Annotated in this window: 22 protein-coding genes and 1 pseudogene; 11 read left to right on the forward strand and 12 right to left on the reverse strand. The window is 68.1% G+C overall.

Annotated features, from left to right (window positions below; genetic code table 11):
* Positions 1 to 2 precede the first annotated feature (2 nt).
* The 5 genes from CBM2586_RS00170 to CBM2586_RS00190 form a co-directional block, all read right to left on the reverse strand.
* A complete protein-coding gene (locus CBM2586_RS00170) occupies positions 3 to 764 on the reverse strand; it encodes an amino acid ABC transporter ATP-binding protein (RefSeq protein ID WP_115663404.1) in 762 nt (253 codons plus the stop codon).
* The gene (locus CBM2586_RS00175; protein ID WP_115663403.1) at positions 761 to 1,429 is read right to left on the reverse strand and encodes an amino acid ABC transporter permease; all 669 of its coding nucleotides are present in this window, start codon (positions 1,427 to 1,429) and stop codon (positions 761 to 763) included. The genes CBM2586_RS00170 and CBM2586_RS00175 overlap by 4 nt, the downstream gene beginning before the upstream one ends.
* A gap of 18 nt (positions 1,430 to 1,447) precedes the next feature.
* On the reverse strand, positions 1,448 to 2,203 hold the full coding sequence (locus tag CBM2586_RS00180) for a glutamine ABC transporter substrate-binding protein (RefSeq protein ID WP_115686573.1): 756 nt from the start codon (positions 2,201 to 2,203) through the stop codon (positions 1,448 to 1,450).
* Between the two features lie 80 nt (positions 2,204 to 2,283).
* A complete protein-coding gene (locus CBM2586_RS00185; protein ID WP_115686574.1) occupies positions 2,284 to 3,078 on the reverse strand; it encodes an IclR family transcriptional regulator in 795 nt (264 codons plus the stop codon).
* A 134-nt stretch (positions 3,079 to 3,212) separates the two neighbouring features.
* Positions 3,213 to 3,872, reverse strand: coding sequence for a methyltransferase family protein (locus CBM2586_RS00190; protein WP_115686575.1), 660 nt, complete (start codon positions 3,870 to 3,872; stop codon positions 3,213 to 3,215).
* A gap of 142 nt (positions 3,873 to 4,014) precedes the next feature.
* Between CBM2586_RS00190 and CBM2586_RS00195 the strand changes: the two genes are divergently transcribed.
* The gene (locus CBM2586_RS00195; protein ID WP_115686576.1) at positions 4,015 to 4,338 is read left to right on the forward strand and encodes a nucleotide pyrophosphohydrolase; all 324 of its coding nucleotides are present in this window, start codon (positions 4,015 to 4,017) and stop codon (positions 4,336 to 4,338) included.
* A gap of 57 nt (positions 4,339 to 4,395) precedes the next feature.
* On the opposite strand, the gene CBM2586_RS00200 is transcribed toward CBM2586_RS00195, so the two are convergent.
* A complete protein-coding gene (locus CBM2586_RS00200; protein ID WP_373424186.1) occupies positions 4,396 to 4,887 on the reverse strand; it encodes a DUF2938 domain-containing protein in 492 nt (163 codons plus the stop codon).
* 13 nt (positions 4,888 to 4,900) lie between these two features.
* Entirely contained in the window at positions 4,901 to 5,794 is an 894-nt protein-coding gene (locus tag CBM2586_RS00205) for a class I SAM-dependent methyltransferase (protein WP_115663397.1), read from the reverse strand.
* 66 nt (positions 5,795 to 5,860) lie between these two features.
* On the opposite strand from CBM2586_RS00205, the gene CBM2586_RS00210 reads away from it, so the two are divergent.
* Positions 5,861 to 6,304 (forward strand): helix-turn-helix domain-containing protein, encoded by a 444-nt coding sequence (locus CBM2586_RS00210; RefSeq protein WP_115663855.1) that lies wholly within the window; start codon positions 5,861 to 5,863, stop codon positions 6,302 to 6,304.
* A gap of 109 nt (positions 6,305 to 6,413) precedes the next feature.
* Here CBM2586_RS00210 and CBM2586_RS00215 read toward each other — a convergent pair.
* A pseudogene (locus CBM2586_RS00215) lies at positions 6,414 to 6,896 on the reverse strand (PDC sensor domain-containing protein); the annotation flags it as partial.
* Between the two features lie 524 nt (positions 6,897 to 7,420).
* Here CBM2586_RS00215 and CBM2586_RS00220 point away from each other — a divergent pair.
* The 6 genes from CBM2586_RS00220 to CBM2586_RS00245 all read left to right on the forward strand — a co-directional run bounded on the left by CBM2586_RS00220 (position 7,421) and on the right by CBM2586_RS00245 (position 14,263).
* Positions 7,421 to 8,626: a DUF4382 domain-containing protein gene (locus tag CBM2586_RS00220; protein ID WP_115663396.1), complete on the forward strand. Its 1,206-nt coding sequence runs from the start codon at positions 7,421 to 7,423 to the stop codon at positions 8,624 to 8,626.
* Positions 8,627 to 8,767: 141 nt separating this feature from the next.
* Positions 8,768 to 9,703, forward strand: coding sequence for a DUF72 domain-containing protein (locus tag CBM2586_RS00225; protein ID WP_115686577.1), 936 nt, complete (start codon positions 8,768 to 8,770; stop codon positions 9,701 to 9,703).
* Between the two features lie 22 nt (positions 9,704 to 9,725).
* A complete protein-coding gene (gene dbpA, locus CBM2586_RS00230; protein WP_115686578.1) occupies positions 9,726 to 11,147 on the forward strand; it encodes an ATP-dependent RNA helicase DbpA in 1,422 nt (473 codons plus the stop codon).
* Between the two features lie 156 nt (positions 11,148 to 11,303).
* Positions 11,304 to 11,744, forward strand: a complete 441-nt coding sequence (locus CBM2586_RS00235) for a CBS domain-containing protein (RefSeq protein ID WP_115663393.1) — start codon at positions 11,304 to 11,306, stop codon at positions 11,742 to 11,744.
* A 324-nt stretch (positions 11,745 to 12,068) separates the two neighbouring features.
* A complete protein-coding gene (locus CBM2586_RS00240) occupies positions 12,069 to 13,559 on the forward strand; it encodes an MDR family MFS transporter (protein ID WP_115688582.1) in 1,491 nt (496 codons plus the stop codon).
* Positions 13,560 to 13,642: 83 nt separating this feature from the next.
* Complete coding sequence (locus CBM2586_RS00245) at positions 13,643 to 14,263, forward strand: glutathione peroxidase (protein ID WP_115686579.1); 621 nt, start codon at positions 13,643 to 13,645, stop codon at positions 14,261 to 14,263.
* A 24-nt stretch (positions 14,264 to 14,287) separates the two neighbouring features.
* Here CBM2586_RS00245 and gstA read toward each other — a convergent pair whose 3' ends face one another.
* The 3 genes from gstA to CBM2586_RS00260 all read right to left on the reverse strand — a co-directional run bounded on the left by gstA (position 14,288) and on the right by CBM2586_RS00260 (position 17,180).
* A complete protein-coding gene (gene gstA, locus CBM2586_RS00250; RefSeq protein ID WP_115686580.1) occupies positions 14,288 to 14,914 on the reverse strand; it encodes a glutathione transferase GstA in 627 nt (208 codons plus the stop codon).
* Positions 14,915 to 15,054: 140 nt separating this feature from the next.
* Complete coding sequence (locus CBM2586_RS00255) at positions 15,055 to 15,783, reverse strand: maleate cis-trans isomerase family protein (RefSeq protein WP_115686581.1); 729 nt, start codon at positions 15,781 to 15,783, stop codon at positions 15,055 to 15,057.
* Positions 15,784 to 15,881: 98 nt separating this feature from the next.
* Positions 15,882 to 17,180, reverse strand: a complete 1,299-nt coding sequence (locus tag CBM2586_RS00260) for an MFS transporter (protein WP_115663388.1) — start codon at positions 17,178 to 17,180, stop codon at positions 15,882 to 15,884.
* A 189-nt stretch (positions 17,181 to 17,369) separates the two neighbouring features.
* Here CBM2586_RS00260 and CBM2586_RS00265 point away from each other — a divergent pair, with 189 nt between their 5' ends.
* The 3 genes from CBM2586_RS00265 to CBM2586_RS00275 all read left to right on the forward strand — a co-directional run bounded on the left by CBM2586_RS00265 (position 17,370) and on the right by CBM2586_RS00275 (position 20,420).
* Positions 17,370 to 18,089 (forward strand): GntR family transcriptional regulator, encoded by a 720-nt coding sequence (locus CBM2586_RS00265; protein WP_172587044.1) that lies wholly within the window; start codon positions 17,370 to 17,372, stop codon positions 18,087 to 18,089.
* Between the two features lie 34 nt (positions 18,090 to 18,123).
* A complete protein-coding gene (locus tag CBM2586_RS00270; RefSeq protein WP_115663386.1) occupies positions 18,124 to 18,972 on the forward strand; it encodes a fumarylacetoacetate hydrolase family protein in 849 nt (282 codons plus the stop codon).
* Positions 18,973 to 19,175: 203 nt separating this feature from the next.
* Positions 19,176 to 20,420 carry a M20 aminoacylase family protein gene (locus tag CBM2586_RS00275; RefSeq protein ID WP_115686583.1) on the forward strand — a complete coding sequence of 415 codons (1,245 nt, stop codon included), beginning with the start codon at positions 19,176 to 19,178 and terminating at the stop codon, positions 20,418 to 20,420.
* 23 nt (positions 20,421 to 20,443) lie between these two features.
* Here the strand turns inward: CBM2586_RS00275 and CBM2586_RS00280 are convergent, their stop codons facing one another.
* A complete protein-coding gene (locus CBM2586_RS00280) occupies positions 20,444 to 21,328 on the reverse strand; it encodes an AraC family transcriptional regulator (protein WP_172587045.1) in 885 nt (294 codons plus the stop codon).
* Positions 21,329 to 21,390 lie beyond the last annotated feature (62 nt).

Below are 21,390 nucleotides of genomic sequence, written 5' to 3' on the forward strand. Positions count from 1 at the left end.
CCTCACGCCCGCGTCAGCACGGCCTGCAGGAAGCCGCGCGTGCGTTCCTGCGTCGGCGCCGAGAAGATCACCGACGGCGGGCCGGCCTCGATGATGCCGCCGCCATCCATGACGACCACCACGTCGGCCACCTCGCGGGCAAAGCCCATTTCATGGGTGACCACGACCATGGTCATGCCTTCGGCGGCCAGCACCTTCATCACCTGCAGCACTTCGCCCACCAGCTCGGGGTCCAGCGCCGAGGTCGGCTCGTCGAACAGCATCACGCGCGGCTCCATGGCCAGCGCGCGCGCAATCGCCACGCGCTGCTTCTGGCCGCCGGACAGGCTGGCCGGCATGGCATGGGCCTTGTGCGCCAGGCCGACTTTCTCGAGCAGGCTCATTGCCTTGCGCTCGGCGTCATCGCGCGAGATGCCGCGCAGCATGCGCGGCCCGACCGTGACGTTGTGCAGCACTGACAGGTGCGGGAACAGGTTGAATGACTGGAACACCATGCCCACCTCGGTGCGCAGCTGGTTCAGCCCCTGCTCGTCGATCAGCTGGCCGTCGCTCACCAGGCGCTTGCCGACGATGTCGATGGTGCCCGCCTCGGGCTGCTCCAGGCCGTTGCAGCAGCGCAGGAAGGTGCTCTTGCCCGAGCCGCTGGGCCCGATCACCACCACCACCTGCGACGGCTCCACGTCGAAGTCGATGCCGCGCAGCACCGTGTGGCTGCCGAACGATTTGCCCAGGTTGCGGATCCGGATGATTGCGGAATCGCTCATTGCACCATGCCTCCCATGCGCAGCCGTTGTTCGGCGCGGCGCAGGATCAGCCCGGCCGCGCTCGTCAGGATCAGATACACCAGCGCGATCGCCAGGTAGACCTCAAGCGAGCGGTACGACACGCTGATGATCTTCTGGCCTTCGTGCATCAGGTCGGCGATGGTCAGCAGCGACACCAGCGCCGAGTTCTTGATCAAGGCAATGAACTCGTTGCCCAGCGGCGGGATCATGCGCACGATCGCCTGCGGCAGGATGATCGCGCGCATGGCCTGCCCTGACGACATGCCGATCGAGCGCGCGGCTTCCATCTGGCCCTTGTCGACCGACTGGATCGCGCCACGCACGATTTCCGAGACATAGGCGCCGGAATAGATGCCCAGCCCGATCACGCCGCACACGAATGCCGGCAGCAGGATGTTGAACTGCGGCAGGCCGAAGAACAGCAGGAACAGCTGCACCAGCAGCGGCGTGCCGCGGATGAAGGTCACATAGGCGGTGCAGATGCTGTAGATGACGCGGCGCCTGGGGTCCAGCCGGCCGATGCCGACCAGCAGGCCCATCACGCAGCCCAGCACCAGCGCGCACGCCGTCACCTGCACGGTGATGACGGCGCCGTGGAGGATGTCAGGCCACCCGGCGAAGACAGGAGAAAAATCGAGTTCCATGATCTCGGTCCGCGTGGCTTACTTGGCGGCGGGGCCGAACCACTTCTGGGTCAGCTTGGCGTAGGTGCCATCAGCCTTGACCCTGGCCAGCGCGGCATTGAGGGCGCGGGTCAGCTCGGGCGTGTCCTTGCGCACGGCCATGCCGTATTCCTCGGTGGTCAGTTGCTGCTCCACCATGCGCAGGCCGCCGCGGGTCTTGACGTACTGCATCGCCGCCGGCTTGCCGGTCACGGCGGCGTCGGCGCGGCCGATCTCGACCAGGTTGAACATTTCCTGGTTCTTCTCGACTTCCACGCGCTGCACCTGCGGATAGGTGTCGCGCAGGAAACTGACCGACTTGGTCCCCACCTGCACGCTGACCTTCTTGCCGTTCAGGTCGTCCGGCTTGCTGATGGTGGTGTTGCCGCTCTTGACCAGCGCCACCAGGCCGCCGGTGTAGTACGGCTCGGTAAAGTCGACCACCTTGCGGCGCTCCGGGGTGATGTAGATGCCGGACACGGCCATGTCGAAGCGGCGCGAGACCAGGCCCGGGATCAGGCCCTTGAAGTCGATGTTGGTCCATTCCACCTGCTTGCCCATGGTCTTGGCCATGGCCTCGACCAGCTCGACGTCGAAACCGGTGCGCTTGCCGTTCTCGATGAACTCCATCGGCGGGAAGGTGGCGTCGGTGGCGACGCGCAGCACGTTGCTGTCCTGCGCGTGCGCGGCGGCGCCAAGGGTCAGTCCGGCCACGGCCGAGAGGCCGGCGATCAGGCATTTGCGACGAAGGTTCATGGGGGTCTCCTTGTTCCGGGAACGGAAAATCTGCCGTCGCGCGGGCTTGCGGACGGCGGCGGTAACGATGGCTCGGGTGTTCAGTACGACTGCAGCCGCGCGGAAATCCGCATGGCTGCCGCCACGGTCATGTCGATCAGCGCGCCTTCGCGGCCCTGGCGCCGCGTGGCCGGCACCATCAGCGTGATGGAGCCATGCGCCCCGGCCCTGGCGCGCCGCGAGAACAGCGGGGCGCTCACGCCCCACACGCCGGGATCGACTTCGCCTTCGCTGACGGCATAGCCGGTGTCACGAATCGCGGCGAGTTCATGCAGCAGTTTTTCGGCTTCGGCCGGCTCGCACTGCGCACGCACCACGCGCTCGCGCGCGTCGTCGCGCATGAAGGCCAGCAGCGATTTGGCCGACGCGCCCGCGCGCAGCGGCACGCCGCGGCCCTTTTCGAACGAGCAGCGCAGCGACTGGCGGCTCTCCACCATCTCCAGGCACACCACGTGGTCCTTGACCGCGACCACCAGGCCGACGCTTTCATCAGACTGCTGCGCCAGCAGGCGCATATCGGGCAAGGCTTCGCGGGCGAGGTGCGAGGCCATGTCGAAACCGAGGGCGAGTTGCAGGCTGATCGGGCCCGGCGCGTATTCGCCGTCGGACTCGAGCACGAAGCCCCAGCGCTTGAGCAGCATCAGCTGGCGATAGAGCGTGCTCTTGGGCAGGCCGGTCCTGGTTACCAGTTCGCGCACCGAGATCGGCGCGCCGTGTTGCGCCAGCGCGGCCAGCACGAACAGCACGCGATCGGCGCCGCCGGCGGGCTGGGCGGCATCGGCAGGCGTGGGAGCGGCCGGCGCGGGGATGATGGTGGGGTCGACAGCATTCAACATGGGGCCCAAGAATAGGACCGGATTCCCGGAAATCAAAACTGTGAGTCCCGGAAAATGGGAATGAATGCCTAGGGATAACCCTTGGTGGTCGGCGGATTTATCGTGCAGGTGAACGGTGCGCCGCTTCGTCGCGATCAGTAGATGCCCGGCAGCATCCGCCACGTCCTGTCGCAGTACGACGCGTAGGCGTCGCCAAACTGGTCGCGCAGCAGCGCCTCTTCCGCCCGGATGCGCGCCAGCAGCGGCGGCACCATCAGCAGCGTCAGCACCACGCCCACGCCGGAGCGGAAGGCCAGTACCCATCCCAGCGAACTGATCAGGAAGCCGAGGTAGCTGGGGTGCCGGATCACGCCGTAGATCCCCGTGGTGACCAGCGTGTGGCCGGGCTGGATCGCCACCAGGCCGCTGAAGCGCCGCCCCAGCACAAACACGGGCCACAGCCGCAGCACGCCGCCGCCGGCGAACAGCGCCACGCCGATCCAGCGCATGGTGTCGCCGTCGATGGTCCAGACGCCGATGCGGTCGCTCAACGGCGGCAGGTACGCCGCCAGCAGCCCGAGCACGCCGAACACGGCCAGCACCCAGCGGTTGCCGCGGTCCTCGCGCATGCCACTGCTGACGTTGCCGCCGGAAAAGAGTGCGGCAATGGCGAGAGCAAAAAGGATCAGCGCCAGCGCGACGCGCGCCGGGTGGGCAAAGAACGGTGCGGGCCCGCCCCAGCCAGCAATGGCAATGACCAGATAGGCAAGCGTGCCGGCCAGCGTGGCAACGGCAAGGCCGGGAGTCGGGCGCATGGAAACCTCCGAGGCGACGGTCGATCCACAAGCGAAGGGTAAGCCCCCCGCGGCGTGCGTGTCGAGGGCGGCCGGCTCGTGCTTAAATCTGCGTCTTGCTCGCACCGGAGAGGTGCGCGCCAAACATTTTCGCCACACTGCCATGCCGCTGATCGATATCAAGAACCTCCAGCAAGCCGCCTACGACTTCGGCGAAGCCCGTCACTGGGGCAAGTACCACAGCCCCAAGAACCTGGCGATGGCACTGAGCGTCGAGGTCTCCGAACTGGTCGAGATCTTCCAGTGGCAGACCGAGGACGAGTCGCGCGCCATCATGTCCACGCCCAAGCGCGAGCATGTCGAGCAGGAGCTGGCGGACATCACCATCTATCTGACCCAGCTGGTGACGGCGCTCGGCGTGGACCTGGACGCGGCGGTGCGGGCGAAGATGGAGATGAATGCGAGGAAGTATCCGGTGCCAGAATGACGCCGCGGTCGTAATGGCCGCGAACGGTCCGATTGCAATGGGAGGCGCTCAGGCAAATCACCAGCCTGGATCCGCGATCAGTCTCCCTAGCCAACCCGCCCCATACAACCCCACCCCAAACACCCCATGCGTCACCAGGCTCTGCAGCCGCGCCACATTCGGCCTTGGCATGCGGCTGGCCGCGATCCCCGCACCCATCGCGGGCTGCATCAGCAGGAAGGGCGCGGCGACGCTGCCGAGGCCGACAATCAGCGCCGGTGCCAGCGTCGGGCGGCGTGTCCAATCGAGACCCCATAAGGCCAGCAATATTCCCGCGAACGCGATGCCGATCAGGTAATGGGCGATCCAGCCGATGGCCTGCTCGCCGCGTACCGGTGGCGTGGCGGCGATGGGGTGGTGGCGGAAGCGTCCGCGCGGCAGCCATGCCAGCCAGCGCCCGACCAGGCCATAGTTCAATGCCGGCACCCCGAGCAGCCGTTTGCGCAGGATGGCCCAGGCATCCATGACCAGCGTGGCGCCGGTGCCGATCACCGTGGCATGCAGCAGCATTGCGGTAGCGTGATCAGGCATGGTTCGAGTCGCGGCCATTGGGCAAAGCGGCCGCGGTGGCGCGCGCCGTGATGGTCCAGCACGCCGCGGTGTAGCGCACGGTGTCGCCATGCACGTACGGCGTGAATGCGGCGCACACGGTGTCGATGACACGCTCGCGCTTGGTGGCATCGGCGCCCTGCAGCGCCAGCCCGACCGGGCCAAGGCGCGACAGGTAGCCGGCCAGCGCGCGCTCCGGCAGCGTGCAGGTCACGTCGCTCGGGCGGATGTCGATATTGTCCCAGCCGCTCGCTTGCAGGATGGACAGCACGCGCTCGCGGTCGCCGAAGGCAAATTGTCCCGGCGCACCCGGCTGCCGCGGCGGCAGCTCCGGCAACAGCGGCGCGGCGGCGCGCTCGGCGGTGGTCATGAAGGGGTTCTCGGCGGCGCTGCGCCAGGCGATGCAGTGCAGCGTGGCGTCGGACGTCGCCGCCCAGCGCAGGTTGGCGAAGGCACGCACCGGATCGCTGAAGAACATCACGCCCAGCCGCGACACGATCATGTCGAAGCTTGCCGGGGCGAACGCGTGCTCCTGCGCATCGGCGTGAATAAAGCTAGCGTTGATGCCCTCGCGCTGCGCGCGGGCGCGCGCGGCGGCGAGCATCGGCGCGGAAATATCGATGCCGGTGCAGCGGCCCTGCGCACCCAGGCGCCGCGCCAGCGCCAGCGTGGTGCTGCCGGTGCCGCAGCCGACGTCGAGGATGCGCTGCGCGCCGGCGTTGCCGGCGGCCTGGAGCAGTTGTTCTTCCAAAGGCCGGAACATGTCGTCCAGCAGGCCCTGGTGCTCCACCCACGCCTGGCCCGATGCACCGTTCCACAGTGCGGCCTGCTCGCCGCCGTTACCGCTGGTTTGCCGTTGTTCACCCATGGTCGTACCCCTTTTTCCTGGCTGGAAGCTACACTGTGCCAGTTCAAGTCGACTTGAGGTCAAGCGGTGAAAAGCCTGGATATTGCGGAAGTGGCCCGGCAGGCCGGCGTGCCGGCCTCGACGCTGCGCTACTACGAGGAAAAGGGCCTGATCGTGTCGACTGGCCGGCGCGGGATGCGGCGCATCTTCGATGCGGGCGTGCTGGAGCGGCTGGCGCTGATCGCGCTGGGGCGCGCGGCCGGCTTCTCGCTGGACGACATTGCGCGGATGTTCTCGCCGCAGGGCCAGCCGCGCATCGACCGGCAGATGCTGGCCGCCAGGGCGGATGAGCTGGACCGCACCATCCGCAAGCTGACGGCGATGCGCGACGGGTTGCGGCACGCGGCGGTGTGCCCGGCGCCCAGCCACATGGAGTGCCCGACCTTCCGGCGTATCGTGCAGGCGGCGGCCACCGGGGCGATCGGCGGCCGGCGCGAGCGCCCGCCCGTGCCGCGGGCCAGATCGCGATGACGGCCAGCCGGTTCAGTCCAGCCTGAACTGCCCCACCGCCCTCGCAAGGCTGCCGGCCTGCGCCTGCAGCGCCGCTGCCGCCGCGGTCGACTGCTCCACCAGCGCGGCCCGAGCGCATGCCGGCGCTGGCCCCGGCCTTATCGAGCGCGACGATGACGAGCCAGTCGGTGCCGGCGATGGCGCGCGCGCCGAGCAGCTTGGGGCTGCCGTGCACATCGACTTCCAGCGGCGTCTTGGCGCCGGCCAAGGCGGCAAGCTGGTCGGCGCTCAGCGCGGGCACCAGCTCAGTGACGGGCTTGAGCGTGAGCTTGTCGTCGGTGTGGGCGACGATGTCGCCGTTGCGGGCCACCAGCATGCCGAAGCTGGCCGGCGACGGGTGGATCGCCTTGACGTTGGCGATCACCGTGTCCATCGCCACATCGCCGGACACCACTGCCTGCACCGCACCGTCGCGCACCACCGGCGCGGCGAAGGCCACCACCAGCTTGCCGGTGCCGGCATCGACATAAGGCGGCGTGACCACCGGTTTGCCGGCCGCGGCAGCCTGCTGGTACCAGGGGCGGCCGGTGGGGCCGTAGCCGGGCGGGATGCCAATCCTTCGTAAGGAATCGTTGGGGGCGTGTGCAGGAATCTGCAACGTGGGATTTCCACCCCGCTGGATACGGAGCGCGGCCTGCCGACTTGAGCCAAGTGCTGCAAATCGCTAGCCGTACGAAGACGTTGACGAAACAACGCAGCGAAATCATGCTCGCCCCGGCGCATTCTCGATGCCCAAGCGGGTGGAACCGGCCACTGCGCGCAGCCGAGCGGTGCAAATTCGGGTGTGGTCGCGCCGTATGCCGGATAGCGCCAATGCACTGCAATATGCGTCGCGCTGCGACGCAGCGGCAAAGCCGAGGCCCGCATGCATGGGCAACAGCGCGGCCGCAGCAGATGCCGTGCGGCATTGCATTGAAATCGGCAAGTCAACGCTGCTTGCGTTGTTCCAGGTCAGACCGAGTGGACATGCCGGGCACGCGCGGACTTTTTCACAACGTATTACAAAGATTTACAACGAATATGCGAACCGCAACATATGCTCCGATCACCCCACAAACAACAAAGCGGAGAACCACCGTGTCAGTCCTTTCCAATACTTCTGCACCGTTGCGCCTGCTGGCCCTGAGCGGCGTGCTGGCGCTGGCCGCCTGCGGCGGCGGCGGCGGCGGCGACGATGGCCCCGGGCGCGGCACGCTGCAGGTGTCGATGACCGATGCGCCGGCCTGCGGTTTCAACAATGTCTTCGTGACCGTCAACAAGGTGCGCGTGCACAGCAGCGCCAGCGCTGACGCCAGCACCGGGGGCTGGGTCGATATCGACGTGGTGCCGGCGCGCAAGATCGACCTGCTGTCGCTGACCAACGGCGTGATGACGGTGCTGGGCCAGACCGCACTGCCGGCCGGCGACTACCAGCAGGTGCGCCTGGTGCTGGATGCCAACCGCGGCGGCGGGGCCTCGGCGCTGGCCAATTCCGTGGTGCCGGTCGGCGGCGCCGAGCAGCCGCTCGATACGCCCAGCGCGGTCCAGTCCGGCATCAAGATCAATCGTCCGTTCACGGTGGCACGCGACACGCTGACCGACCTGGTGCTGGACTTCGACGCCTGCAAGTCGGTGGTGACGCGCGGCAACGGCACCTATGGCCTGAAGCCGGTGGTGACCGCGATCCCGATGACCGTCAGCGGCGAAGTCAACGGCGTGGTGGCCGCGGCGCCGGGCGCGCGGGTCTATGCCGAGCGCAACGGCGTGGTGGTGAAGTCGACCGTGGCGGATGCCAACGGCAGCTTCCGCCTGTCGCCGATCGAGCAAAGCAGCACGGCCGGTCCGGTCGACGTAGTGGTGGTGCCGGGCGCCGCCAATGCCAAGGCGGCCGGCATCGTGCGCGGCGTGCCGGTGGTGGTGGGCACGCCCACGGCGATCTCGACCGCCGCGGCGCCGATGACGCTGCCGGCCTCGAGCTATCGCCGCGTCTCGGGCGCGGTGGCGCCGGCCTCGGCTGAAGCCACGCTGCGCGCGCTGCAACTGGTCAGCGGCGGTACCTTTGAAATCGCCGCGACCGCGGCGGCCAGCGATACCGGCGCCTACAGCCTGTTCGCGACCGAACCCGCGCTGCCGGTGGCCGCGCCGGTGATCGGCACCTACCAGGCCGCGCTGCCGATTCCGCTGTCGCCGGATGGCGCCGCGGCGGGCAAGTACAGCATCCAGGCCACCAGCGCCGGCGGGGCCGTGCAGACGCAGCCCGCGGACGTCAATATCGCGGACGTGCTGCTCAATTTCTCGTTCTGAACCCGGGGGATCGGGGAGCGGGCCGGAAGGGGGCATAGCCCTCTTCCGGTTTTTTTATGGGCGATCGGTCTGGTCGCATTCGCCACCGCATCGCGCGGTTTCCCGCTAGACTGCCAGTCTTGCGTCTCGGGAGACCGCGCCATGCCAGCACGCACCGCGGCGAAGGCCGCAACCACGCCTGCCGCAACTATCGTGGCCGCGTCCGCGGCCGCGTCCAAGACCACATCGACCGCGCCATCGCGCAAGGCCGCCGCGGCGGCCGGGCTGGTGCGCGTCGGCATCGGGGGCTGGAATTACGCGCCGTGGCGCGACAACTTCTATCCCGCCAGGCTGCCGCAGTCGCGTGAGCTGGACTACGCCAGCCGGCATCTCAGCGCGATCGAGATCAACAGCACCTATCACGGCACGCAGAAGCGCACGTCGTTTGCCAAATGGCGCGACGGGACCCCCGATGACTTTGTCTTTGCGGTGAAGGCCTCGCGTTTTGCCACCAATCGCCGCGTGCTGGCGGAAGCCGGCGACTCGATCGCGCGCTTTATCGACAGCGGCATTGCCGAGCTGGGCCGCAAGCTGGGGCCGGTGGTGTGGCAGTTCGCGCCGACCAAGCAGTTCGACGCGGACGACTTCGAAGCCTTCCTGCAATTGCTGCCGACATCCGTCGAAGGCGTGACACTGCGCCACGTGCTGGAGGTGCGGCACGACAGTTTCAGGTCGCCCGGCTACCTCAGGCTCGCGCGCAAGTACAAGGCCGCCACGGTCTTCACCGACGCGCAGAAATTCCCGTCGATGGCGGACCTGACCGCGGACTTCGTCTACGCGCGGCTGATGGAAAGCAGCGCGAAGCTGAAGACCGGCTATGGTCCCAAGGCGCTCGACGCCTGGGCCGCGCGCGCGCAGGCATGGGCGCAGGGCGCGCAGCCGGATGACCTGCCGCTGCTCGAGGACCGCAAGCCCGCGGCACGCAAGCGCGAAGTCTTTATCTTCTTCATCAACGGTGCCAAGGAGCGCGCGCCGGCCGCCGCCCAGGCCTTGCTGCAGCGGCTGGGCTGGACCCCGCCCGCCGCTACGGAAGCCTGACGCCGGATCGCTATAATCCCGCATGAACTCGACCCCCGTCCAAGCACCCGCGCAGCCGCCAGCCGGCCCCGCTTTCTCCACCCTGCCCTTGGCGCCCGCCATGCTCGCCACGCTGGCGCAGCTGGGCTATGACGAAATGACGCCGATCCAGGCGGCCAGCCTGCCAATCACATTGGCCGGCCACGACCTGGTGGCGCAGGCCAAGACCGGCAGCGGCAAGACCGCCGCGTTCGGGCTGGCGCTGCTGCACCGGCTCGATCCGCGCCGCTTCGACGTGCAGGCCATGGTGCTGTGCCCGACGCGCGAGCTGGCCGACCAGGTCACGCAGGAAATCCGCCGCCTGGCGCGCGCCGAAGAGAACGTCAAGGTGCTGACGCTGTGCGGCGGCTCGCCGATGCGCCCCCAGGTCGACAGCCTGATCCACGGCGCGCATATCGTGGTCGGCACGCCAGGGCGCATCCTCGACCACATCGATCGCGGCAGCCTGGACCTGGCGGCGATCAACACGCTGGTTCTCGACGAAGCCGACCGCATGCTCGACATGGGTTTCTTCGACGATATCGCCTATGTGGCCAGCCGCTGCCCGCGGGATCGCCAGACGCTGCTGTTTTCGGCGACCTACCCGCCCGGCATCGACAAGCTCAGCCACCGCTTCCTGCGCCAGCCGCAGTCGCTCAAGCTGGAAGCCACGCACGACAACAGCACCATCCGCCAGCGCTTCTACGAGGTGGAAGACAGCGAGCGCCTGAACGCGGTGGCGCGGCTGCTGGACCACTTCCGGCCGGCCAGCACGCTGGCCTTCTGCAATACCAAGGCGCGCTGCCGCGACCTGGTGGAGCTGCTGCGCGCGCAGGGCTACCAGGCGCTGGCGCTGCATGGCGAGCTGGAGCAGCGCGAGCGCGACCAGGTGCTGGTGCAGTTTGCCAACCGCAGCTGCTCGGTGCTGGTGGCCACCGACGTGGCTGCGCGCGGGCTCGATATCGCCCAGCTCGAGGCGGTGATCAATGTCGAGATCACGCCCGACCCGGAGGTCCACGTGCACCGCATCGGCCGCACCGGCCGCGCCGACCAGGAGGGCTGGGCCTTCAGCCTGGTCAGCATGGACGAGATGGGGCGCGTGGGCAACCTGGAGCAGCACCACGGCGGCGAGTTCGAATGGCACCCGCTGGCCGAACTGACGCCCGCCAGCAGCGAGCGCCTGCTGGCGCCGATGGTGACGCTGCAGATGCTGGGCGGCCGCAAGGAAAAGATCCGCCCGGGCGACATCCTGGGCGCGCTGACCGGCGAAGCCGGCTTTGCCAAGGAGCAGATCGGCAAGATCAACGTGCTGGAAATGTCGACCTATATTGCCGTCGAGCGCAGCATCGGGCGCGAGGCGGTGAAGCGGCTCAACGCCGGCAAGGTCAAGGGCAAAAAGGTAAAGGTGCGGATGCTGACCGAGTGAGGCGGGCAGCGCCGGTATTTGCGGCGCCACACCCATGCTTACAAAGATTAGCGTAAGTCACCCTGTAAGCCCGCGCATTCCTTTGCTACTCTGTTTCCATTGGCAGCAAGCCAGGTAGCGCCAGCCGCATGTTTCTCGACGGAAAAGGAGTTGGTGATGAAAACCGCACGCCAGGTTCTGGAGTCCAAGCCGAGTCAGGCCATCTACAGCATTCCGCCCACGGCGTCCGTCTACGCCGCGCTGCAGCTGATGGCCGAGAAAGGCATCGGTGCGCTGCTGGTCATCGAGCATGGCGAGATCAAGGGCATCCTCAGCGAGCGCGACTACGCGCGCAAGGTGATCCTGATGCAGCGCACCTCGCGCGAGACGCTGGTGCGCGACATCATGACCCCCGCGGTGATCTACGTCAGCGCCAACCAGACCACCGACGAATGCATGGCGCTGATGACCCGGCACCGTCTGCGCCACCTGCCGGTGATGCAGGGCGACGAGCTGATCGGCATGCTGTCGATCGGCGACCTGGTCAAGGACATCATCTCCGAACAGCAGTTCATCATCGAGCAGCTGGAGCACTACATCACTGGCGGCGGTCATTAGCGTTTTATCAGTCGCTGCCTGCCCCGATCGCGGGCGAAGGCAGCGGCTGCCGCGCTCCGGCCGCATTCCGCCGTCCCGCTCCCGTCGCAGCACGATATGCGCCGGCCGCATATAATTATGCGTTCGCTGAATTAGGCCAGCCGCCCCGGCGTCATGCCCCCCTCGCGCGGTTCCCGGCCCGGATTCCCCGCATTCGACGTTGCTTTCGCCGCACATGGCTGCGGCTTGTGCTTGCCCATGTCTTCGCCCGCTTCCGCTGCATCCCCAGTTTCCGCTACCCCCGGCACCACCCACGCCCTGCCCGTCCATGACCACCGCGCGGTGATGCGCGTGATCGGCGGCATCGTGCTGTGCATCCTGCTGGCCGCGCTCGACCAGACCGTGGTGATCCCGGCGGTGCCGGCGATCGCCAACGACCTGAACGGCTTCGGCCACCTGTCGTGGATCGTCACGGCCTACCTGATCGTGTCGACGGTGACCACGCCGCTTTACGGCAAGCTGTCGGACAGCTTCGGGCGGCGGCGCCTGCTGATGGTGGCGATCACGCTGTTTATCGGCGCCTCGGTGGCGTGCGCGCTGGCGCAGACGCTGGGGCAGCTGATCCTGTTCCGCGCACTGCAGGGCGTGGGCGGCGGCGGGCTGATGTCGCTGGCGCAGGCGGCCATCGCCGACGTGGTGGCGCCGCGCCAGCGCGGGCGCTACCAGGGCTACCTGGCCACGGTCTGGGCGGTGGCGTCGATCGCCGGGCCGCTGGTGGGTGGCTGGGTCTCCGACCACATGTCGTGGCGCTGGCTGTTCTGGGTCAACGTGCCGCTGGGGCTGCTGGCGATGTTCATGTGCTACCGCGGCCTGGCCATGCTGCCCGCGCGCGGCGGGCGCGCGCGCGTGGACTGGCTCGGCGCGCTGCTGCTGGCGGTGGCGATCGTCGCCTTCCTGCTGGCGATGAGCTGGGGCGGCGATGTCTATGACTGGCTCTCGCCCGAACTGGGCGCGCTGCTGCTGGCCACGGCGGCTGCCGTGCTGCTGCTGACCTGGCAGGAGCGCCGCGCGGCCGACCCGATGCTGCCGCCGCGCCTGTTCGCCAACCGTGCCTATGTGCTGGGCGTGGCGGCGTCGGCGCTGGCCGCGCTCGACATCTTCCTGTGCATCTTCGCCCTGCCCCTGCATTTCCAGCTGGTGCGCGGCGCCGATGCGTCGACCTCCGGCCTGCTGGTGATGCCGTTCCTGCTGGCGACCGTGGCGGGCAATTTCATCGTCGCGTGGCTGGCGCCGCGCGTGGGCCGCATGCGCGGCATCCTGAGCGCGGGCTATATCGCCGGCGCGCTGGGCCTGATCGTGCTGGCGCTGGTGTCCCCGGCGGTGCCGCTGGCCGTGGTGCTGGCGGCGATGACGCTGGCCGGCGTGGGCCTGGGCATCACCATGGTGGCGACGCTGATGAGCGTGCAGAACGCGCTGGAGCGCCGCGATACCGGCGCCGGCACCGGCGCGCTGCTGGTGCTGCGCTCGCTCGGCAGCGCCCTTGGCGGCGCCCTGGCCGGCACGCTGCTGACGCTGGAATTCCGCCACGCGCTGGCGGCCTCGGGGGTCACGCAGGCGCTGGACCTCGGCGCGCTGCGCCATGGCAGCGAGGCCTTGACGCAGCTGTCGCCGTGGGCGCGCGCGGTGCTGGCCGGCGGCGTCGAATCCGGCTTCCACCTGATCTTTGCGGTGGGCGCGGCGGCGGCGGTGCTGGCGCTGCTGATCGTGCGGCGCATGCCGGACGTCGAGCTGCGCAGCAGCGTCACCGAGCACGCCGCCACGCTGGCGATGGACTGACGCGCGATGCCAGCCGGCCGGGCGCCATCGGCGTAGACTACGCGTACCCGAACCAGCGAGCCGACCACCGGAGCCCCCTCGCCATGAGCCGTCGCCCCCTGCCTTTGCGCCTGTCCGTTTCCCTGGCTGCCGCCCTCATCCTGGCCGCCGCCAGCGCGGCCTTGTTGCCGGCACCGCTGCGCGCGGCCGACAAGCCTGCCGCGTCCGACGCCGCTGGCACCTGCCCGGCATCGCTCAACTTCACCTTCCCGCGCCTGCAGGACGACGCGCCGCAGAACCTGTGCCAGTACGCGGGCAAGGTGGTGCTGGTGGTCAATACCGCGAGCTATTGCGGTTTCACGCCGCAGTACGAAGGACTCGAGGCGCTGTACGCCAGGTACAACGCGCGCGGGCTGGTGGTGCTGGGCTTCCCGTCCAACGATTTCTCGCAGGAGCCGGGCTCGCAGAAAGAGATCGCGGACTTCTGCTACAACACCTACGGCGTCAAGTTCCCGATGCTCGGCAAGTCGCATGTGCGCGGCAGCGAGGCCAATCCGATGTACGCGCTGCTGGCGAAGCAGACCGGCACCGCGCCGAAATGGAATTTCTACAAGTACCTGATCGGCCGCGACGGCAAGGTGGTGGCCAGCTACGGCAGCCGCACCACGCCGGACGACAAGGAACTGGTGGCGCAGATCGAAGCGCTGCTCGCCGCGCCGCGCTGAGCAGCGCTTCACCGACCACCGAGCTCAGTCGCGCACCAGCCCTTCCGCCCGCATCGCTTCCTGCACCGCGGGCCGCGCGCCCACGCGCGACAGGTATTGCTGCAGCGCCGGGTAGTCGTTCAGCGGCAGCTTGAGGATGCGGGCCCAGCCGACGATGGTGAAGCAGTACGCATCGGCCACCGTGAAGGTGTCGCCGGTCAGGTACTGGCGGGTTTGCAGGTGCTGCTCGAGTTCGGCAAAGCGGCGCTGCAGCCGGGCCTTGCATTCGTCCTGGGTGCTTTGCGCGGTTTCCTTGTGCCACAGCCACGGGCTGAAGACCTTGTGCAACTCCGTCGACACCAGCGTGATCCAGCCGGTGGCTTCGAGACGCTCGCGCGTGCCGGTGGCGGGCAGCAGCCTGCGTTCGGGGACGAGGTCGGCGATGTATTGCAGCAGCGACGCCACCTCGGTATGGCGCGAGCCATCGTCCAGCTGCAGCAGCGGCACGTAGCCGCGCGGGTTGATGGTGTAGTAGTCGTCGGTGCCGTGCTCGGGCACGGCCAGCTTGTGGGTGTGCAGGTCGACCCTGGCCAGCGTGACCGGCAGTCCGGCTTCGCGCAGCGCGATATGGACGGCCATCGAGCAGACGCCCGGCGTGTAGTAGAGCTTCATCGCGATCCTGTGGTGGTTGCCTGGCCGCCACGCCATTGTGGCGGCCGTGCAGGCAGTCTAGGATCGGGGCTCTTATGCAGCAATGCGCGTCCTTGCGGACGCGCATTGCAGCTCTGCACAGGACGCGGGGGCGTCCCGGCTTACTCGACCTCGCGGAACAGGCGGCCCCAGCCGCGCAGTTCGCGCGTGTCCACGCCGCACAGCCGCAGCGATTTCCACACCACCGTGGAGATGGTGTCGTACAGCGGGATGCCGGTCTCCGCTTCCAGTTCTTCGGCCAGGTGCGCGGCGCGCAGGTTGGTGCAGAAGGTGGTGATGGCCTGCGGCTGGTGCTGCGCCAGCCCGCGCACCATCGCGCGGATGGTGTCTTCCTCGACCTCGGCGAAGCTGTAGTTCACGTGCAGGTCCAGGTGGCTCTCGGCCACGCAGTGGAAGCCGCTGCGCTCGTAGTTGGCGATGATGCGCTGCTGCACGTCTTCCAGGTATGGCGTGGCCAGCCCGAAGTTGCGCGCACCGGTCTTGTCCAGGATCTCGTTGAGCGCCAGCACCGAGGTGGTGGCCGGGATGCCGGTGGCCTCGGTGATTTGCTTGCACAGCGCTTCGTCCTTGTCGAAGCCGAGCCAGCCGGAAGACGTACCGTTCCAGGCGATGACATCGACGCGCGCGTCGGCCAGCAGGCCGGCGGCGGCGAGGATCTTGTCGAGGTTGAACTGGCCCAGGGCCTGGTCGCGCAGCGAGATCTCGGTGACGGTGAAGCGCGAGAAATGCGCGCTGACATGGGGCAGGCCGGCCACCATCGCGCTGGTGATCGGTTCGAGCGCGGTGTTGGAAGACGGCGTCAGCATGCCGAGTCGGATTTGCTTGGTCATTGTGGTTCTGTCTCAGGAGTGAGTGCGGGCGCCGGGACGTTGCCGGCGCCTGTCGCGGGATATCTTCTGTTTGCGGAGCTCGGTGATCCGACGGGTCTTCAGACCGGGATCTTAGTCTCGTAGTCGATCGCGGTGGAAGCCAGCAGCAGGCCCACGCCGGCCGCGGCGAAGAACATCAGCGCCAGGAAGTACGAGCCGGTGAACTGCACGATCATGCCGACGATGATCGGCACCGAGATGCCGCCGATATTGCCGCCCAGGTTCATCACGCCGCCGAGGAAGCCGACCTTGTTGCGCGTGCCCAGCATCGACGGCACGCACCAGAACAGGCCGCACCAGCGCAGGAAGAACAGCGTGGAAGACAGCAGCACGACCACCACCACCGGATCGGTGACATAGGCCACCGAGAAGATCGACGCCGTGGCCACCACGGCGGCGATGCCGAACAGCGTGCGCATCACCACGTTGGGCCGGCCGCCGGCTTCCTTCCATTTGTCGGCGATCCAGCCGCCGATCAGTTCGCCGACGAAGCCGCTGAAGAAGATGATGAAGCTGGCGCCGCCCATCTGCTTGATGTCGAAGCCGTGCACCTTGTTCAGGTAGTTGGGCATCCAGGTCAGCAGGCCGTAGAACACGGTGTTGAAGCACATCCAGCCGATCGCCATGCACCACACCGAGCGGTACTTGAAGAAGTCGAGCGAGCGGCCCGACAGGTTGGCCGGCTCGGCGCGGTGTTCACTGGCCAGGGCTTCCTCGATGTAGCGCGCTTCCAGTTCATTGACGCCGCGGTGCTCGCGCGGGGAGTTGCGCACGTAGTACCAGGCCAGCACGCCGGCCAGCACCGTGCCCACGCCGGCGACAATAAAGGCCAGGCGCCACGAGCCGAGCGAGGCGATCAGCCACGTGATGATGATCGCGCCCAGTGCCGCGCCCAGCGGCGCGCCGCCGTCGAGCAGGGTGGCGCCGCGGCCGCGCTCGTTCTGCGTCATCCAGATCGCATTGAGCTTGCCCCCGGCCGGGTAGATCGGCGCCTCCGCCGCGCCCAGCCCCAGCCGGGTCAGCAGCAGCGATGTGGCGTTGGTGGTGAAGGCCGCCACGGCCTGGGCAATGCCCCAGAACACGGTGGCACACGCGATCACGATGCGCGGCTTGTACTTGTCGGCCAGCATGCCGCCCGGCACCTGCATCAGCGCGTAGGTCCAGAAGAAGGAGCTGAGGATCAGGCCCTGCATGGTGGGGCTGAGGTCGAACTCCTTGGCGATCAGCGGCATCGCCACCGACAGCGAGGCGCGATCGATGTAGTTGATCGCGATGAGAAACAGCATCATCAAGAAAATCTTCCAGCGCACCGAGGTTTTGGCCTCGGTCATCGCTGTTGCCCGCGTTGTCGTCTGCATGACGGCGTCTCCTGTTTTCGTCCTTTGGTTGAGGCAGTTCTGGTGGGGTGTCGCGCAACAGGCCGCAGTATAGGATACGTAATCTGTAATTACAACGCGTGTAAGTCATTGATTTTACGATGTTGCGGATGCACAATTTGGGTGTGTGGTAGCCTTGCTGTGGTGCATTTCCCCTTTTTGGTGACGTCTGTGACACAAACGCTTTCCCCCTCCGCGCGCCTGCGCACGCTTGGCATGTCGGCCGAGATCGCCGCGCGGCTGCGCACCATGATCGAAGAGGGCGAACTGCCGCCCGGGGCGCGCATCGACGAACGGGCCTTCTGCGAGACCTTCGATGTGTCCAAGACGCCGCTGCGGGAGGCCCTGAAGGTGCTGGTGTCCGAGGGGCTGGTGCTGCACCGGCAGTACGTCGGCTACCGGGTGGCACCGCTGGACCTGGAAGAGCTGCGCGCCACCTTCGAAACGCTGCACGGGCTGGAGGCACTGGCGGGCGAACTGGCGGCGCAGCGGCTGGGCGCGGCGGCGATGGCCAAGCTGGAGCGGCGCCACCTGGCCATGATCGATGCCCACGCCGCCGGCCGGCGCACCGACTATTTCCGCATCAACCAGGAAATCCACCAGCTCATCATCGACGGCGCCGCCAACCCGGTGCTGGCCAGCGTCTACGCCACCCTGATGAGCAAGGTGCACCGTGCGCGCGGCGCGGCCAACGCCGATACCCTGCGCTGGCAGGAGTCGCACGAAGAACACGAGGCCATCATGGCCGCGCTGCGCGAACCCGGCCGGCCGCGGCTGGCCCAGGTGCTGCGCAGCCATTCCGAGAACACCGCCCGGGAAGTGCTGACCGTGGTGGCGCAAACGCTGGCCGAGGGCAACGGGCGCAACGGCGCGCTCAAGCAATCCGCCTGAAACCCCTTCCGAGAACTCACCCCCAACGACGACGATGAAACTGGTTCGAGTAGGCAATCCCGGCGCCGAGCGCCCCGGCATGATCGATGATGCAGGCCACGTGCGTGACCTGTCCGGCGTGATCCCCGATGTCGATGCGGCGCAGCTGGCGCCCGCCGCGCTGCAGGCGCTGGCGCAGGTCGACCCGCACACCCTGCCGGTCATCGAAGGCGCGCGTTTCGGCGTGCCCTGGACCGGACTCGGCAAGATTGTCGCGATCGGCCTGAACTATGCCGACCACGCCGCCGAAGCCGGCATGCCGCTGCCGGCCGAGCCGATCGTGTTCCTGAAGGCCAACAGCTCGCTCAATGGCCCCAACGATGCGGTGATGCTGCCGTTCGGCTCGCTCAAGACCGACTGGGAAGTGGAGCTTGGCGTGGTCATCGGCACCACCGCGCGCAACGTCTCGCGCGAGCAGGCGCTGGAGCACGTGGCCGGCTACTGCGTGGTCAATGATGTCTCGGAGCGCGAGTTCCAGATCGAGCGCGGCGGCACCTGGGACAAGGGCAAGGGCTGCGACACCTTCTGCCCGGCCGGACCGTGGCTGGTGACGCGCGACGAAGTGGCGGACCCGCAGGCGCTGGGGCTGTGGCTGGAGGTCAACGGCGAGCGCCTGCAGCTGGGCACCACCGCGACCATGGTGTTCGACGTGGCCACGCTGGTCAGCTATGTCAGCCGCTTCATGACACTGCTGCCAGGGGACCTGATCGCGACCGGCACGCCGCCGGGCGTGGGCATGGGCTGCAAGCCGCCGCGCTTCCTCAAAGCCGGCGACACCATGCGCCTCGGCGTGGACGGGCTGGGCGAGCAGACGCAGCGGGTAGTGGCGTACGGCGAGCGCTGACGGCGCCGCCGCAAGGGTTCCGCATCGATACGCTTTTATACAAAGCGTTGGATTTGCTCACAAAACGTACGATTAGGGCAACAGTTCTGGCGCAGAATGCGGCCCGATTACATGGTTTTACAGGAAATCCGGGGTCTGGCGTTTCGCTTGCGTTTTCTGCGTGAAATACTGGTTATACAGGTTTCGCCAGAGAGCAAAACGCCATGTCCGAGCACGCCCCCGAAATCGAGTCTTACCTCGGCGCCACCCTCCAGTCCCCCGCGTCTGCGCTGAAGCACCGATACTGCGCGCTGGCCGATACCCTCGACAGCCGCGCCGAACTCGAAGCCATCCGGCGCAATATCCACCAGCATCCCGAACTGGCCTTCGACGAGGTCCGCACCGCCGGCCTGGTCGCGACCTTGCTGGAAAACTGGGGCTACGCGGTCACGCGCGGCGTGGGCGGTACCGGCGTGGTGGGGACGCTGCGCTGTGGCGAGAGTGGCCATAGCGTCGGCATCCGCGCCGACATGGATGCCTTGCCGATCCACGAGCGCACCGCGCTGCCGTACGCCAGTGTCAACGCCGGCCGCATGCATGCCTGCGGCCACGACGGCCACACCGCGATCCTGCTCGGCGCGGCCCGGCAGCTGGCGCGCACGCGCAACTTCAACGGCACCGTGCACCTGATCTTCCAGCCGGCCGAGGAAATCGGCGCCGGCGGCGGCGCCGAGCGCATGCTTTCAGACGGCCTGTTCGAGCGCTTTCCCTGCGATGCCATCTTCGGGCTGCATAACCATCCGGGCGTGGAGCAGGGCACTTTCCTGTTCCGCTCGGGCCCGTTCATGGCGGCGTGCGACACCGTCAGCATCACCATCCGCGGCAAGGGCGGCCACGCCGCGCGCCCGCACCAGTCGGTCGATCCGATCCTGGTAGCGGGCAGCCTGGTGATGGCGCTGCAGTCGGTGGTGTCGCGCTATGTCGACCCGAACGAAACCGCGGTGGTGACGATCGGCACGCTGCACGCGGGCCACGCCCCCAATGTGATCCCCGACCACGCACGCATGGAGCTCAGCGTGCGCTCGTTCAGCCCCGACGTGCGCGCCGCGCTCGAGCACCGCATCCGCCAGCTCGCCACCTCGCACGCCGAAGGCTACGGCGCGGTGGCCGAGATCGATTACGTGCGCGGCTACCCGGTGCTGGTCAACAGCGAGCGCGAGACCGAGTTCGCGCGCCAGGTGGCCGAGGAACTGGTCGGCGGCGGCAAGGTGGTGGACCAGGCCGCGCGCATTGCCGGCAGCGAGGACTTCGCCTACTTCCTGCAGCAGCGCCCCGGCTGCTTCGTGCGGCTGGGCAACGGCGCCAACCAGCCGCTGCTGCACAACGCCGGCTATGACTTCAACGACGACAACCTGACCGTCGGCGCCGCCTACTGGACCCGGCTGGTGGAGCGCTACCTGGGCCACTGAGCGCGGCTCGCGCCCACGGCGTCCTAACGGAAGAACGCGCTCGGCGGCACGCCGAACTGGCGCCGGAACATGGTGGCGAACGCGCTCGGGCTGTCATAGCCCAGGTCCAGCGCCACATCGACCACCTTGCTGCCGGCCGCCAGCTTCTCCAGCGCGGCCAGCAGGCGCGCCTGCTGGCGCCACTGGCCGAAGGTCATGCCGGTCTCGCGCGCAAAGCGGCGCTGGATGGTCTTGGGATCCAGCCCCAGCCGCGCGCCCCAGCCGGCCAGCGTCAGCGCGGTGTCGGGCGCGCCGGCGATGGCGTCGCAGATCTGCCGCAGGCTGGCATCGGCCGGCCGCGGCAGGTGCAGCGGCAGCGACGGCACCAGCATCACCTCGTCGAGCAGCAGCCGCATCAGCCGGGCATCGCGCGTATCGGGCGCATAGGGCAGGGCGATCTCGACCGCTGCGAGGATCAGCTCGCGCAGCAGCGGCGAGATGCCCAGCACCGTGCAGCGCTGCGGCAGGTCGGGTGCGGCATCGGGCCGGATATACGCGGTGCGCATCTGCACCCGCCCGACCATGCGGATCCAGTGCGTGGTGCCGCCCGGCATCCACATGCCGCGCGTGGGCGGCACGATCCACTGGCCTTCGGCGGTGGCCACCACCATCACGCCATGCACCGCGTGGATCAGTTGCGCATGCGGATGCTGGTGCGGCTGGGTCACGTGGCCGGGCAGGTAGTCGGCCGCCATCGCCGTGACCGGCAGCGGGCTGCGGTCGAAGCGGAAATAGGGCGGCGGATCGGCGTAGGTATCGCCCAGCGCCAGCGTCTCGGGGGTGGGGTCGGGCAGCGGCTGACGGGCGCGGCGGCTCGCGGGCGCCGTTGCGGGCGCGGTCACGGGAAGAAGGCGGGGGGCGCGCGCCATGTCCTTTTCTCCAAGGTTGCGGACCTATTCTCGCAGGACAGGCGCCGGCGCGCCAGCTAGCA

The organism is Cupriavidus taiwanensis (assembly GCF_900250115.1).
In the GTDB taxonomy this organism is placed as follows: Bacteria; Pseudomonadota; Gammaproteobacteria; order Burkholderiales; family Burkholderiaceae; genus Cupriavidus; species Cupriavidus taiwanensis_B.

What these genes read in the sequence shown, in the direction of transcription:
- CBM2586_RS00170 (WP_115663404.1), bottom strand. Translation starts at nt 764, where the DNA reads ATGAGCGATTCCGCAATCATCCGGATCCGCAACCTGGGCAAATCGTTC.
- CBM2586_RS00175 (WP_115663403.1), bottom strand. Translation starts at nt 1,429, where the DNA reads ATGGAACTCGATTTTTCTCCTGTCTTCGCCGGGTGGCCTGACATCCTC.
- CBM2586_RS00180 (WP_115686573.1), bottom strand. Translation starts at nt 2,203, where the DNA reads ATGAACCTTCGTCGCAAATGCCTGATCGCCGGCCTCTCGGCCGTGGCC.
- CBM2586_RS00185 (WP_115686574.1), bottom strand. Translation starts at nt 3,078, where the DNA reads ATGTTGAATGCTGTCGACCCCACCATCATCCCCGCGCCGGCCGCTCCC.
- CBM2586_RS00190 (WP_115686575.1), bottom strand. Translation starts at nt 3,872, where the DNA reads ATGCGCCCGACTCCCGGCCTTGCCGTTGCCACGCTGGCCGGCACGCTT.
- CBM2586_RS00195 (WP_115686576.1), top strand. Translation starts at nt 4,015, where the DNA reads ATGCCGCTGATCGATATCAAGAACCTCCAGCAAGCCGCCTACGACTTC.
- CBM2586_RS00200 (WP_373424186.1), bottom strand. Translation starts at nt 4,887, where the DNA reads ATGCTGCTGCATGCCACGGTGATCGGCACCGGCGCCACGCTGGTCATG.
- CBM2586_RS00205 (WP_115663397.1), bottom strand. Translation starts at nt 5,794, where the DNA reads ATGGGTGAACAACGGCAAACCAGCGGTAACGGCGGCGAGCAGGCCGCA.
- CBM2586_RS00225 (WP_115686577.1), top strand. Translation starts at nt 8,768, where the DNA reads ATGCCAGCACGCACCGCGGCGAAGGCCGCAACCACGCCTGCCGCAACT.
- dbpA (WP_115686578.1), top strand. Translation starts at nt 9,726, where the DNA reads ATGAACTCGACCCCCGTCCAAGCACCCGCGCAGCCGCCAGCCGGCCCC.
- CBM2586_RS00235 (WP_115663393.1), top strand. Translation starts at nt 11,304, where the DNA reads ATGAAAACCGCACGCCAGGTTCTGGAGTCCAAGCCGAGTCAGGCCATC.
- CBM2586_RS00240 (WP_115688582.1), top strand. Translation starts at nt 12,069, where the DNA reads ATGCGCGTGATCGGCGGCATCGTGCTGTGCATCCTGCTGGCCGCGCTC.
- CBM2586_RS00245 (WP_115686579.1), top strand. Translation starts at nt 13,643, where the DNA reads ATGAGCCGTCGCCCCCTGCCTTTGCGCCTGTCCGTTTCCCTGGCTGCC.
- gstA (WP_115686580.1), bottom strand. Translation starts at nt 14,914, where the DNA reads ATGAAGCTCTACTACACGCCGGGCGTCTGCTCGATGGCCGTCCATATC.
- CBM2586_RS00255 (WP_115686581.1), bottom strand. Translation starts at nt 15,783, where the DNA reads ATGACCAAGCAAATCCGACTCGGCATGCTGACGCCGTCTTCCAACACC.
- CBM2586_RS00260 (WP_115663388.1), bottom strand. Translation starts at nt 17,180, where the DNA reads ATGCAGACGACAACGCGGGCAACAGCGATGACCGAGGCCAAAACCTCG.
- CBM2586_RS00270 (WP_115663386.1), top strand. Translation starts at nt 18,124, where the DNA reads ATGAAACTGGTTCGAGTAGGCAATCCCGGCGCCGAGCGCCCCGGCATG.
- CBM2586_RS00275 (WP_115686583.1), top strand. Translation starts at nt 19,176, where the DNA reads ATGTCCGAGCACGCCCCCGAAATCGAGTCTTACCTCGGCGCCACCCTC.
- CBM2586_RS00280 (WP_172587045.1), bottom strand. Translation starts at nt 21,328, where the DNA reads ATGGCGCGCGCCCCCCGCCTTCTTCCCGTGACCGCGCCCGCAACGGCG.